Below are 14,427 nucleotides of genomic sequence, written 5' to 3'. Positions count from 1 at the left end.
GAAACCCGGTACACCGCTGGCAAGGCGGAACGGGAGTGCGGACGCATGGCATTGGCTCTGGGCGTGGATACGGGCGGCACCTACACGGATGCCGTGCTCATTCGGGATGAGCGCGAGGTGGTGGCGAGCGCCAAGGCGCTGACCACGCGGCATGATCTGGCGGTGGGGATTGGTGCCGCGGTGGAGGCGGTGCTGGCTGCGAGTGGCGTGGATGTGGCCGAGATCGGGCTGGCGTCGCTGTCGACGACGCTGGCGACGAATGCGCTGGTCGAAGGGCAGGGCGGGCGCGCGGGGCTGGTCTATATCGGATTTCGCGCGGCGGATTTGCAGGCGCATGGGCTGGCCGAGGCGCTGGGCGGTGATCCGGCGCTGGTGATCGCGGGCGGGCACAGCCATGCGGGGAGCGAGGCCGCGCCGCTGGATCGAGACGCGCTTTTGGCATGGTTAGAGACTGATACAGGCGCGTCGGCCTATGCGGTGGCGTCGCTCTTTGCCACGCGCAACCCTGCGCATGAGCTGGCGGCGGCGGAGATGATCCGCGAGATTACAGGCAAGCCGGTGAGCCTTTCGCATCACCTGTCGGCCAAGCTCAATGGGCCGAAGCGGGCGCTGACGGCGCTACTCAATGCGCGGCTGATCGCGATGATCGCGCGGCTGATCGACCGGGCGGAGGGCAAGCTGCGCGATCTGGGGGTGGCTGCGCCGTTGATGGTGGTGCGCGGCGACGGGGCCCTGATCAGTGCCGATCAGGCGCGGGAACGGCCCATCGAGACGATTCTGAGCGGGCCTGCGGCGAGCATCGTGGGCGCGCGCTGGATGACCGGGGCGGATCATGCGCTGGTGTCGGATATCGGCGGCACGACGACTGATGTGGCGGTGCTGACCGGCGGGCGGCCCGCGATTGACCCGCAAGGCGCGCGGGTGGGGCCGTGGCGCACCATGGTCGAGGCGGTGGCGATGCGCACCTTCGGCCTTGGGGGTGACAGCGAGGTGCATGTGCAGGATGCCGGGCTGCAGGGCGGCGTGACCCTTGGCCCGCGCCGGGTGGTGCCGGTGAGCCTGATGGCGATGGAGGCGGGGGCGGCGGTGCATGCCGCGCTGGAGGATCAGCTGCGCGCGAGCGCGCCGGGAGAGCATGACGCGCGGTTTGTGCGGGCGGTGCCGGGGATCGAGGCCGGGGGGCTGGGCGAGCGGGAAATGGCGCTTTTGGGCCGAATTAGAGACGATATCATGCCGGTGGGCAAGGTGCTGCGATCCCGGATGGATCATGCGGCGCTGGCGCGGTTGGTGCGGCGCGGGCTGGTGCAGGTGGCCGGGGTCACGCCCTCGGATGCAAGCCATGTTCTGGGGCGGCAGGCAGGCTGGGACAGCGAGGCTGCCCGAATGGCGTTGGAGGTCGTGGCGCGCAAGCGGACCGGATCGGGGAACCGGCTGGCGCAGGGGGCGGAGCAACTGGCGCGCATGATCGTGGATCGATTGACATATCAGACGAGTTTGGCCTTGTTAGAGACTGCTTTTGCGGAAGATGGCGTAGAATTCGGCCTGTCGCCCGAGGCCTTGGCCGCGCATGTCCTGATGCAGAAGGGCCTTGATCGGCATCACGGGCTGGTGCGTCTCGACAGCGGGCTGGGTGTGCCGGTGGTCGGGCTGGGGGCGTCTGCCGGATGTTATTACCCGGCGGTGGGCGCGCGGCTGGGCTGTCAGATGATCCTTCCGGAACATGGCGGGGTGGCCAATGCCATCGGGGCTGTCGTGGGGCGGGTGACGATCCGGCGGGGCGGCACGGTCACGTCACCGTCGGAGGGCAAATACCGGGTGCATCTGGAAAGTGGGCCAGAGGATTACACAGGCTCTGATACGGCGATGGACGCGCTTGAGGCGGCGCTGAGCGCCGAGGCGCGGACCGAGGCCGAGGCGGCGGGGGCGGTGGATATCCACGTCACCGCGCGGCGCGAGATAAAGGAGGCGCAGGCCGAGGCGCGGTGGGTGTTTTTGGAGGCCGAGATCGTGGTGGAGGCGAGCGGGCGACCGCGTATTGCAAGCTGAGCGCACGGCCTAGCCGTTGCGGCGCAGGCCGGAGCGCCAGACGCGCCGGTCAAAGATGACCTTGGCGAGTGCGATCAGGGCGAGCAGGCAAAGCATGGTCTTGGAGAGCGTCCCCATCGTGCCCTGGATCAGCAGCGCATGCACGACGGTGCCGGTCACGATCACCAGCACGGTGCCGGTATGGGCGAGACGCCAACTGTGCAGACGCCAGGGCCAGCGGCGGCGGACGAGGCCGAGGAGGGCGGCGAGAAACACCATCCACATCGCGATTACGCCCCAGGCCGAGAACGGGGTGGGCGAGGTGAAGGTCAGGGCATCGACGACATCGGGCGGGCTGGTGATCCAGAGGCCCGCGACATGGGTGATCACCATCACCACCAGAAGCGTGCCGGTCCGCCGGTGCAGGCGGCGTCGCCGGGTTTGAGAGAGACCGGGCAGGTAGCCGCCGATCAGCAGCGGCTGCAGCAGGATGAGGACAAGGCCGATCACCCCGGCGAACCCGGCCGCGATATAGACCGGGCTGCGCCAGGCCAGAAGCGGGCTTTGACCGGCGGCGACGAGCGGAATTGCGGCGGCCAGCAGAAGTGCGCCCCAGATCAGGAGGGTCCGGATATGCGGCATGCCTTTCAACCCGCCGGATCAGGCGGGCTGCAGGACGAAATGCGCCTCGAGGCTGGTGTCGTTCGCGCTTGGCATGACGGGGCGGAGGAACACCGTCTCGAAGTCGCCGCTATCATAGGCGAGGTGGCCATGTGGCTGGCCGAACGCGGGCACGATCTGCGGCATTTCGAGCCGGAATTGGCCGTTTTCATCGGTGAGCGTCGCGCCGTGGCTGTGCGGGTCGCGTTCGTGGCCTTCGGTGGTATGGGCCCAGATCTGGATGCGCTGACCGGAGAGCGGCGCGCCGTCACCGGCGCGGCGCACCGGGGCGGGCATCCAGAAGCCGCCGCCGCCGATCCGGTCGACGATGGGCGCATCGGGGAGGTAATTGTTGGCACCGCCGCGCATGGTGCGGGTGGGGTCGAGCCCCGCCGCGCGGGCGGGCACGATCAGGCCGGACGCCCCGGCCCCGGCAATGGCACATCCGGCGGCGACAAAGGCGCGGCGGGTGAAGAAACTGGTCGGCATGTCGCGTCCTTTCTTCGGTTTGAGATTCACGTGGCATGTCTGCTTTGAATATAGTGCATCATGCACTGATTCCGAGAGTTCGCCGCGCAAAACCGGCAAGGTGGCGCTTATGATTTTGTGATGCGCCGCTTTTGCGTGCTGTCAGGCTGGTGCGGCCCTGCGGCACGCGGTGCAACGCGGGGCCGGGCGATTGAGTTCCGGGTGTCGCAGCGGTTGGCGCATGGGCGTCATTTCGCCGGAAATCTGCTCAACCTATGGGCTGTCGGGATTTCTCTGGACAGGTCTTGCGCCTGCCGCTTAGGCTGATCTTCAAAGCTATTTTGAAGCCCTTTGAAAACAGCCGCTTTGCCGCTGACTGGTTGGAACCCGTGTCTGATTTTGTGAAATCAGTCTTGTCGGAAATGGCGCGTTTCATTGCGCCGCTCAATGCTGCTGTAGAGAACGAAGAGGCGCTTGCGCAGTATCTGCTGAAATTCGGCTATGACGTCGATGTCTCGGCGTTGAGCGGATCGGTGCAGAGCCTCGCCCCGCTGGCCGGATCGACCGCTGATCTGATTGCGCAGGTCGATGGCGATATCGCTCAGGGCGGTGTCGAGAATATCGACGTCGACGCAGTGATTGCACTGGCGCGCGACAGCTTTACCGGGCTGGATGAGTTCGGCAATGCGTTCTCAAATTTGCAGGATCTGGCGGGCTTGCCCAACAAGACCGAGAACCTTGGCCGGTTGCCGGGGGATGTGCTGGCCGATCTGCTGACGCAATATCTGCGCGGCCGGGCGGATACGGCGCTGCGCATCCTGCAGTTTCTGGGCATTCATCAGACCGTTTCCGTGCGCGAGGACAGCGACCCGCGCTGGCGTGGTGTGGCGTATGACTATTACCTGCTGAATTGGGCCCGGCTGGGGCAGTTGTTTCGTGATCCGCAAGGTTGGGGCCGGGAGGTCTATGGCTGGGGAGATGATTTCGACAGCGATGCCGCGCTGCTCCGGCTGGCGGCGGTGCTGGAGACGATCACCTCGCTGACCCGGATGGAGCGGATGAGCGACGTTCAGGTGCAGCAGTTTCTGCCCAGTGCGGCAGATGACGGCGATGGCCGGACCATGATCGTGGCCCCGATTGCGGCGGCGGCTGACAATGGCGCGGTGGCCGAGTTCGGCGCGGCGCTGTTCCCGGTTTCGGGCGCGGGCGCAGGGCATCCGCCGACGGATCGGGGCATGGCGCTCGGGCCCTATTCAAAAGGCAGCTTGAACCAGACCACAAGCCTGTTCGGGGGACAGGGTGAGTTGTCGATTGACGGCAATGTCGGTGCGCTGGGCGGTGCGGTGCTGTCGATGCGGCCTTCGGGGCTGCGGGCCGATCTGGGGGTTGGTGCTGCGGCATTCAACGGCGAGTTCGGGGCCGAGATGACGCTATCGCCGCCGCAGGGCGCGCAAAAGATCGTGCTGATCGGGGAGGCCGACGGCACCCGGGTGCAGATCGACGGGGTGAGCGTGAAAGCGGGCGGTTCGGTGTCATCGGCACAGGCGTTCGATGGCTATGTCGCGGGTGGGGTCACGCAGTTGACCATGGTGATCGACCCCGGCGATGACGGGCTGCTCAACGCGGTTTTGAGCGGGCCGCTGGAGATCAATGCCGGTGATCTGGCGCTGGGCTGGCGACCGGGCAAGGGGGTGTATTTCGAAGGCGGCTCGAACCTCGGGATCGTGATCCCGGTTCAGCTCAGTCTTGGGCCGGTGAACATCTATGAGTTTGGCGTCGAACTCGACTTTGACGAGCCGATGACGCTGAAGCTGACCACCACGGGCGATCTGACCATCGGACCGCTGTTTGCCTATGCCGAGGATATCGGGGTGTCTGCGGCGCTGGTCGAGGCACCGGAGGCTGACGGGATCTTTGGCCGTCACGATCTGGAGTTCGGGTTTGTGCCGCCGTCGGGCTATGCCCTCGCCCTGCAGAGCGACGTGGTGAGCGGCGGCGGGTTTCTGTCGATCGATGAGAGCGAATATCGCGGCGCGTTGGCGCTGAAGTTTCAGACCTTTGGGTTTTCGGCCTTTGCGATCCTCAACACCGAGTTGCCCGACGAGCCGGGCAAGTTCAGCTTTGCCGCGTCGATCTTTGGTGAATTCAACGTGCCGCTGGCCTTTGGCTTCTTCCTGACCGGGGTTGGTGGATTCATCGGGGTCAACCGCACCATCAACAGCGATGAGCTGCGCAGTGTGCTGTATGAAGGGCGGCTGGATAGCCTGATCTTTCCGTCCGACCCGATCGAGAACGCGGCCCGTATTCTGGAGGACATGGCCAATGTGATGCCGCCGCAAAGCGGGCAGCACATTATCGGGCCGGTGGTCAGGATCGGCTGGGGGCAGCCGGTGCTGGTCGAGGTCAAGCTGGGGTTGATCCTGGAGGTCGGCGCGGAGGTGCGCATCATAATCCTTGGCGGGCTGGGCATGGCGCTGCCGACCAAGGAGGCGGCGATTGTCGAGATCAGCATCACCTTCTTTGGCGAGATTGATTTCAGCGCGCGGACGATCAGCTTTGACGCGACGCTGCTGAATTCGCGGATCCTGACCTTTACGATCTCGGGGGATGCGGCGGTGCGCACCGGCTGGGCGCCGCGGCTGGAGCATGTGGCGTCTTTCGGGGGGCTGCACCCGTCTTTCCCGAAACCGTCGAACCTGCCGGACCTGCGGGCGATCACGCTCGCCTTTGGCAGCGACAACCCGCGCGTGACGATTTCGGGATATACCGCGATCACCTCGAATTCGCTGCAGTTCGGGGCGCGTGCTGATCTCTATGCCAGAGGCCCTGACCTGTGGATCATCGGGCAATTGGCGGCGGAGGGGTATGTCTATCTTGATGCGCTGGTCTATTTCGATCCGTTCCAGTTCGATGTGGCGCTGGGCGGTGGGCTGAGCCTGTTGCGCAATGGCAATGTGGCGCTGAGCCTCGGGTTCGACTTGCGGCTGAAGGGGCCGAATACCTTTTACATCTCCGGCAATGTCTGGGCGACGATCCTGCGCAAGGATATCAAGTTCGGCATTACGCATCGCTGGGGATCGCAGCAGAGCCTGCCGGTGCCGACGGCGGACCCGGTGGCGCTGTTGCGGCAGGCGCTGGAAAAGGCGCGCGGGTTCGAGCCGGTGGCGCCGGTCAACCGCACCGGCGGGGTCAGTTTCGTGCAGGCTGACGAGGGCGAGAGCCTGATCGACGCGTTGGGCGGGGCGCGGCTGGTGCAGACGGCGGTGCCGCTGGATATCACCATAGAGAAGGTTGGCGAGGGCCAGATCGCTGGCGGTTCGGCCAAGATGGATCTGGCGGTGTTCGACGCCAACGGCCAAGCGGTGCAGGCGCAGGCGGCCGAGCAGAGTTTCGTGCATGGTCATTTCTTCAACCTGTCCGATGCCGAACGGCTGCGCGCGACGGTGTTCGAGGATCACAAGGCCGGTGTCGAGATCGCCGGGCCGGGGCTGAGCGGGGCCACGGACGCGGCGATCGAGAGTGATTACGCCTATGAATATGTGGAAATACCCGTGCAGACGGATGCGCCGCCGCTGGCCGCGCGGGTCACACCGCAGCGGCCCGATGTTCTGGGCGATGTGCTGCGCCGGTTCAACGCCCGGGAACTGGAATTGCGGGCGCAGGTGACCCGCATGGACCGTCTGGTGCAGCCCGATACCCCGGCCCCTGCGCCGGTGCCTGATATCTTTGTCTCTGAAGGGGCGTTCGACGAGGCGGGCCGGTTCTTTGACACGCTGCCGCCTGCGCCGGATCTGGCCGGGGCCGGCATTCGTGACGAGTTGCTGACGGCGGGGCTGGCCAATGGCTCATTCGCGCAGGCCGCGCATCAGGTGCAGCCGCTGGGCCAACCGCCGGTGGATATGCTGCACGAGGTCAACCCGGTGATGACCGATTACATCTTTGCCGTCGGGCGGCTGTAAGGAGGGGAGGACGCGATGCCAGAGAAATTCACCCTTCTGCCGCATGCGCAATCGGGGATGTCGGCGCTGGCCCGACCCCCTGCTGCGGGCGAGGCGCGGCTGTCGCTGAGCTATGAGTTCGCGATCGAGAAGGATGGTACGACACAGGGTGCGCGCGTGCCGGTCAGATCCGCGCTGCGGGGGCCGGGGGATATCAAGTCGATCGACCGCGCCGCCATTTCGCGGATCGAGCCGCGCCCCGGCCTGCGCGGGTTCGAGCCGAATTACTTTCCGTTGCTGGAGTTTGCCGATGCGGATTTTCCGTGGCGGTTCTCGCTCGATACCGGGGGTGGCGCGCGCAAGATGCCGTGGCTGGCGCTGATCGTGCTGGAGGCGGGCGAGTTTTCCTTTGTGCAGGGCGGGCGTTCGACGCTGCGGCGGATTCAGGTGGGTGATGCGGCGCAATCGCTGCCGGACCCCGCGCAGCTATGGGCGAGTGCCCATGTGCAGGCCAATATCCCGGATGACGCCACGGGAACGGCGGCGCAAAACGCCGAAGCCGTCTTGCAGAGCGATGCCGACGCCAATTTTTCCCGGCTGATGTGTCTGCGAAAGCTCAAGCCGGTGACGAGCTATTACGGGTTTCTCGTGCCTGTCTATGAGGCCGGGCGGCTGGCCGGGCTGGGCCAAGGCGGCGCGGCCACGCCGCATGACGCCTTCGCTTGGTCGCAGAGTGCCGGGCCGGTCGATCTGCCGGTCTATTTCGACTGGCGCTTTACCACCGATGCGCAGGAAGATGTGGAACTGCTGCTGCGGCGGCTCAGGGCGCTGGATCTGGACGATCTGGAGGATCTGATCGGAGATGTGGGCGTCTCTGCCGAGACACCGGGATATTATGACAAGACGTTTCCTGGGGCGGGTTTTGCCCGGCAATCGGCGATGCAGGTGCCGCGCAGCGGTCACCCTGACCTCGATACCCCGGCGGATCTGATCGGACCGATGACCGGCACGCTGACCGAGGTGATGACCGGCGCGACCGATGTGGGCGATGAGGACGAGGACCCGCTTGTGGCGTTCCCGCCCTATGGCTTTCGCTACAAGCCGGAAACGGAGATTTCCGAGCAGCGCGCCAGGCAGGGGGCGTGGTTCGACCAGATCAACCTTGATCTGAAGTTCCGGCAGGTGGCGGGGCTGGGCGCGCGGGTGGTGCAGCGCAATCAGGAGATGTTCGCGCATCTGGCCTGGACCCAGTATGAAGAGATCGTCGAGGCCAATGAACGGCTGGCGCGGTTGCAGGCGGCCAAGCGCATGGCCGAAAGACTGACGGCGCGGCATTTCGAGACCTTGCCGAGCGATGTTTCGCTGGCGCTGTCGCAGGGGCTGCATGGTGCGGTCGAAGTGTCGAAAGGCATGACCGTGGCGCAGCAACTGTCGGAAAACGGTGTCCCGCTGAGCACCGCAGCGCGCAGCCTGCGCCATGTCGCGGCCAAGCGCAGCGTGCCGGTGTCACGGCGTGCCGAAATCGCGCGGGATGTGGTGCCGATGCCCGCGGCACTGGGCGACACCTCGCGTGCGGCGGAGCGGAGGATCACGGATCGGCGCGCGTCCTTGCAGGTGTCGCCGGAGATGGTCAAGGGTCTGGCCCCGATCTTTGACCTTGAGCGGATCGACGGGATCAGACCGGCCAAGGTGCCGACGGTCACGGTGCGCACCTATTCCAGCGTTGATCTGGTTGCGCCGCTCGCGCGCACCCTTGCGCGGCTGCCTGTCTATAAATCGCTGGTCAGCGTGCGCGGCCTGAAAGAGACCGAGCGTGCCCGGGTCAGGCCGGTCTGGCGTGCGCCCGAGATCGCCTATCCGATGAGCGCGATGTTGAAGCAGGTCAGCGAAACCGCTCTGTTCGCCGGGGCCGAAAAGCTGCCCGACAACACCGTCGCGGTGGTCGAGGAAAACCGGCCCTTCGTCGAGGCGTTCCTGCTGGGCATGAACCACGAGATGAACCGTGAACTGCGCTGGCGCGAGTTTCCCACGGATATGCGCGGCACGATCTTTCGGCGGTTCTGGGACAGGGGCCACCCCAAGGGCGAGTCGGCAGGCGACGATATCGGCCCGATCCACGAATGGGACGCGCGGCTGGGCCGCAACGTGCCGGACGCGGCCAGCAATGCGAAGGAAAACCTGATCGTGGTGATCCGTGGCGATATCGTGCGCAAGCTGGGCGATCCTATTCTTGCGATCAACATCGCCGGGGATGATGCCGGGTTTACGGCGGGCGCGGGGCGCGATCTTGCGCCTGCGTTCATCGGTAAGATCGGCGGCGATACCAGTTATTACGGGTTCGAGATATCGCGCGAGGAGGTGCTGGACCCGGCGTTGCGCGACCGGGTCTTCTTTGTGATCTACGAGCCCGCCGGTCGATTGCGCTTCGGGCTCGATGTGGGGTCGCTCGCAGTGCGGCAGGCGCGGCGGGATGAGACGATCATGACCTATGGTTTCAAGATGGAGAGCCTGACCGCGCGCCCGTACCGGCCGCAACTGCCATTTGAAGGACGGGCACGGCTGGCGCAGGCCGATGCGCCGCCGCTGTCGCAGATCACCGGCTGGGATCAGCTGTCATGGGCGCATCTGACGCCCGGCCCCTCGGGTTATATTGACGTCTCGGCGAGCCGGAGCGTGCCGCTTTCGCCCAATCACCTTGGCGGGTCGCGCACATCGGCGTCGCTGGCGCGGGCGTTCTGGCAAAAGCCGGTTGCGGGCGTGCTGCCGCTCAGGAGGGTGTTGTAATGGGTCGCCGGCCAAAGCCACCCCGTGTCGGGCGCAGAGCCGCGACCCGGCGGCGTATCGGGATCAGAGGCGCGCCCGACCGGATCGAGGTGCCTGATATCGGTCTGACGCCGGAGTTGCAGGACCGGCTCGCCGATTTTCTGAAGCAGCGCGCGGTGCCGCTGGCGCTGTTGCCGTTGGCGCTGGAATACCGGTTCATGAAGGTCAACGTGCCGGTCAAGATCAAGGACACGGGGGATATCCGCGAGGCGATAAAGCCGTTCGAGAGGGCGCGTGGCCTGAAATCGCTTGCCAAGCGGCAGGAGGCGGCGGCGAAAAAGGCCGCGACGCTGGACCGGTTTTCAAAGCGGTCCGCGACATTCGAGACGCGCAAATTCGCGCAGACCGAGCAGCTTTGGGTGCGGTGGTATCCCGATGAAAGCTTTGCCGAGGAGGGTGTCGCCCCGATGAGCGCGGACGAGGTCGCCGCGAAACGCGCCTTCGAGGAGGCGATTGGCGGCAGGCCGTGGTGGGACATGTCCGATGCCGAGGTCAGCGCGCAGTGGCAGCATTTCGTCAGCGGTGTGGGGGCTTGCCGCGCGGTGCATCTCATGCGCGCGGGTGATGCGGCGGGGGACGCGGATCATCAGACGCGGATCGGGCGCATCGCCGCGCTGCCGGGCAAGGTGGCGCTTTACGGGGTGATCGACGGCGCGGTCGAGTATCTGGCGGAGGGCGGCAAGATTCCGGCCAATACCAAGGCTGCCGCAAGCGTGGTCTCTTATACGCCCGAGGCGGCCGATCCCGGTGGGTGGCTGGTGGATTTCGAAACCGCCGTTGGCCATGGCATGGGCGTCAAGATAGACGATCCCGAGACGATCAGGCGGGCGCGGTCAGCGGACTGGATCATCGCCGTCGGGCTTGCGGGCAGCGGCGCGCGTGATGACATCGAGGCGTTGCTGCGCAGCCATGTGGCAACCGGCGCGTTCGGGTTCATGCCGCAGGACAGCGCGACCAACAATTCGCCCGATGGCCTGTCCTATCTGAACCGGCCCGAGGCGGATCTGACCGGGTTCACCCCGCGCGCAACGGCGCTGGAGCGCGGCGGCTATGGCAGTGGCAAGACCCATGCCGCAGACCTGTTGGCCGAGGCGTTCGACCTGCCGCAGGCGGAGTTGCGCAAGGCGGTCGACGGGGACGATACCGGATTCGAGGATGCGAGGGCGATGTTGCGGGTGATCGGCCCGGCCTTGCTGGACAGTGCGCTGGATGGGGTCAGTCAGGTGCCCGGTGTCACCGAGGACGCGTTTATCGAGATCATGGCGGCGTCGATTGCCGCGCGTGGGGCGCTGCCTGCCGTCCGGGTCGGGCGCAATGCCATGGGCGTGCTGCCGATGACCGAGATCGGCACATTCAAGCCCGATGCGCCGGGTCAGGATGACGCGACGAAAAAGGTGCATGACTTCCTGACGCGCTATTCGCAATTCAACCGGGCCTTTCTGCCACCGCAGGCCGATGCCAGCGTGCCGGTGATCCAGCCTGGCGACCCGGAAAGCGCCGACAAGCTGTTCGATATCCTGTCAACGACACGGGTGTCCAAGCGCATCGACGTGTCGGGCGTGGGCGCGAGCGCGGATGACATCAAGGGTCTTGGCTGCCCTTATGTGGATGGCGGGCAGACGAAATACCGGGCGTCCAGCTATCTGGTGGCGCTGCGTGAGACGCCGTTGGCGGATTTGCCGGACCCGGACCTGCGCAACCGTCGCTGGCCGCTGCTCTATCGGCTGGCCCGGCTGACGCTGGAGCGCAATATCAAGTCATGGGTTCTGAAGGATGTTCTCGAGACGTCCGACAGCGGCGCAAAGCCGGGTGGCGGACGCCCGCATATCCTTGATCTGAAGCTGGACACCGTCCCGGATCTCAGGCTGCGGCGGCAGTTGCAGGCGATCGATAAGACGATGTCAGGGTTCAGTGCCGGGTCGGCGGGGCGGCTGAGACCGGGAAGCATCGGCGTTGAGGCCATCGGAAATCGTGTGATCGAGAAGGTGTCGCGGCTCAATCAGGATTACGCGGCGGCCCTGCGCCAGCTTGAGACGATTGCCCGGCGTCCGCAGGGGCGCGCGCATCTGGAGGTGCTGTTATGCGAGGTGATCGACCTGTTCCAGCATCGGGTGGATGCCTATGCCACCGGGCTTGCCTATGCGCGGTTGAAGGCCGACCGGCAGGCCGGGCAGACCGGGCTGGCCGGGGGGTATTACGGGTTTATCGGCAAGCTGCGCCCCGAAAGTGTGACCGGTGGGAGCGACGGATATATTCAGGCCCCGTCGGTGCCGCAGGCACAAACGGCGGCGCTGTTGCGCTCGGCCTATCTGCGGCACCGGGGCGGCGGGGCGTTCAGCATCGACCTGAGTTCGGGGCGCACCCGACGGGCGCTGCGACTGATGGACCTGATCGGCAAGGGCCACGACCTGCAGGAAGGGCTGGGCCTGCGTGGGGAACGCTGGCTGCATGACATGAAGCATGATGCGCTGATCCTGCAGTTGCGCGCACGCTATCCGCTGGAGGGGGAGCGTGAGGACGGGATCACCGCGCGCCGCGTGTTCAACGGGCTTGCCTTTGTCGACGATCCGCAAAATCAGGGCCCGCTCAGGGCGTTGCAGGCGGTGCTGGCGGATGATCTCGATGCGCTTGCGGATATCGTGATGGCCGAGGCGGTGCATCGCCGCGCCCTCGGGCAAGGGGATGCCGCCAATGCCTGGTTGCAGGTCTTGTCAGGCCATCCGCCGCCGGGGCAGCCGTTGTTCCTGAAGACGCAGCGGCTGGGGCAGGGGTCGTCCTACCGGGTGAGCCTGATGCTGGACGAGGTTGCGCCCAAACCCAAGGCCCGCCCGCGCGAGATTGCCGAACCGGGGCTGGCGGGTTTTGCCGCGCAGGTGTTCGACGGGTTTGGTGAGGCGCGGCTCGAGATGTCGTTGAGCGCGTCCGCGTCTGCGGCGGGCGGGCCGGGGCCCATCTCCACGGTCTCGCTGCACCTGGCCGAGGATCTGGGGATGGCGCCGATCGATCTGGTCATCGGCGGTGCCAGCGAAGTGCAGGTCAGGGCCAAGGCGGCCCTTGCACGGCAGTTGATGCAACAGCCGGCACTGCTGGCCCAATTGGGTGATGTGCAACCCGGCGACGGGCTGGCCTTTGACGTGAACCTGAGTGCCGGGCACCCGTCCCTCGAAGAATTGCTGCAGCGGGCCGACCTGATCCGCAAGACGGCCAAGAACGGCCGCAGTCTGGATCATTCGGACCTGAATGCCAGTGCCGACATCCGCAACGGGGAATTGCCTGAGGCGGATGCGATCGTGGCGGTGGGGTACGGGATTTCGGCGCTGCGAGAGCGTATCAAGCTTTTACATGCGAGGATGCAGGCGGCGCTCGATGCCGCCAATAACGCCATTTCGGTGTTTGAAACCGAGGTGCTGGAGGCCCTTCGGGTGATCGACAGCGGCGCCGGTCAGCCCGAGATCGACCGGGCGATGGAGCGCGTCGAGCAGCATCGCGCGGTCTTGCTGGGCCGGTTTCTGGAACCGCTGGCGGATTACGGCATGCCCGGGGCCCTGCGCCATTTCACCAGTGCCGAGGCGGTCGAGGACCCGGACGCCGTGATCGGGCGGCAGCGCGACATGATCGCGCGGATGGAGGCGCAGAAGGCGCGGCTGGCGGCGGCCTTGCGCGATCATGCGCCGACGGGGCACGCGTCGCTGGCCGCAGCCAAGGGTGATCTGCAGGGCTGTGTGGCGGCCTTGCAGCAGGCGCTGGATGGGGAGGCGATGATCATCCTGCCGCCGGTGCCGCGCAATCTGCCTGCGTTGCAGCCGGTTGTGGATGCGGCGGCCGGGGTTTCCGAGGCGCTTGATCCCTGGGGCGCGCATCGTCCGAATAGCGGTCGGGCGGCACAATTGGCGTCCCTTGCCGGACGCAGCGGGTTCAGATCACGCCGTGAGGCGACGATTGATCCGGATGACCTGCAGGCCGATCCGCGCCCGGTCGAGGAGGCCCCCCAAGTGCGCCACCACGGCATTTTCCTGAGCGGTGACAGGCTGATGGAGAAAAAGACGCCGGTCTGTGGCATTGTCTGCGATGAATGGAGCCTGCAACGCCCGAGCCAGACCCAGCCTGCGGGGATCGCCATCAACTATGACAGTCCGCAAAGCGAGGCACCGCATGCGATCCTTCTGGGGGTGGCCCCGCATGACGGTGTGCGCAACTGGACCGGCCTGCGCGCCGCGCGGCTGGTGTTCGAGACCATCAACTGGATGAAAATCCGTGCGCTTTCGAGCCATGAGCGGGCGTTGCCGGGCGCGGCATTGCCGGGGGCCAACGTGATCGCCCACAAGACCGACGGAGATCAGGAGCGCGCCCGTATTCCGCAATTCCGGCTGCGCAATACCGGGCTGGCGCTGGGCACCGGGGGGCTGGCGTTCCGGCTGGTAGACGGCCTTGACGATCTGCAGCGCCTCGGCACCTCGGCCAATGCGCTGGCGGTGGCCGAGCGGCGCGGCTTTGGCGTGGTGAAGGAGTAGAG

Annotated in this window: 6 protein-coding genes; 4 read left to right on the top strand and 2 right to left on the bottom strand. The window is 66.2% G+C overall.

The window, feature by feature from the left end:
• Positions 1-45 precede the first annotated feature (45 nt).
• Complete coding sequence (locus RID11_RS01000) at positions 46-2,046, top strand: hydantoinase/oxoprolinase N-terminal domain-containing protein (RefSeq protein ID WP_350135143.1); 2,001 nt, start codon at positions 46-48, stop codon at positions 2,044-2,046.
• A 9-nt stretch (positions 2,047-2,055) separates the two neighbouring features.
• Here the strand turns inward: RID11_RS01000 and RID11_RS00995 are convergent, their stop codons facing one another.
• Positions 2,056-2,667 (bottom strand): ferric reductase-like transmembrane domain-containing protein, encoded by a 612-nt coding sequence (locus RID11_RS00995; RefSeq protein ID WP_350135140.1) that lies wholly within the window; start codon positions 2,665-2,667, stop codon positions 2,056-2,058.
• Between the two features lie 18 nt (positions 2,668-2,685).
• Positions 2,686-3,174 carry a twin-arginine translocation pathway signal gene (locus tag RID11_RS00990; protein ID WP_350135137.1) on the bottom strand — a complete coding sequence of 163 codons (489 nt, stop codon included), beginning with the start codon at positions 3,172-3,174 and terminating at the stop codon, positions 2,686-2,688.
• Positions 3,175-3,575: 401 nt separating this feature from the next.
• Here RID11_RS00990 and RID11_RS00985 point away from each other — a divergent pair, with 401 nt between their 5' ends.
• Genes RID11_RS00985 through RID11_RS00975 form a run of 3 tightly spaced genes read left to right on the top strand, consistent with a single transcriptional unit; the run spans position 3,576 to position 14,425 of the window.
• Positions 3,576-7,112, top strand: a complete 3,537-nt coding sequence (locus tag RID11_RS00985; protein ID WP_350135134.1) for a DUF6603 domain-containing protein — start codon at positions 3,576-3,578, stop codon at positions 7,110-7,112.
• Between the two features lie 15 nt (positions 7,113-7,127).
• A complete protein-coding gene (locus RID11_RS00980) occupies positions 7,128-9,875 on the top strand; it encodes a hypothetical protein (protein ID WP_350135131.1) in 2,748 nt (915 codons plus the stop codon).
• Complete coding sequence (locus RID11_RS00975; RefSeq protein ID WP_350135128.1) at positions 9,875-14,425, top strand: hypothetical protein; 4,551 nt, start codon at positions 9,875-9,877, stop codon at positions 14,423-14,425. Before RID11_RS00980 ends, RID11_RS00975 begins: the two co-directional genes overlap by 1 nt.
• The last annotated feature ends 2 nt before the right edge of the window (positions 14,426-14,427 follow it).

Origin of the sequence: Roseovarius sp. (genome assembly GCF_040219995.1) — a bacterium.
GTDB lineage: Bacteria > Pseudomonadota > Alphaproteobacteria > Rhodobacterales > Rhodobacteraceae > Roseovarius.
Note: the sequence above shows the minus strand (reverse complement) of the source record. Positions and strands in the feature narration are given on the sequence as shown.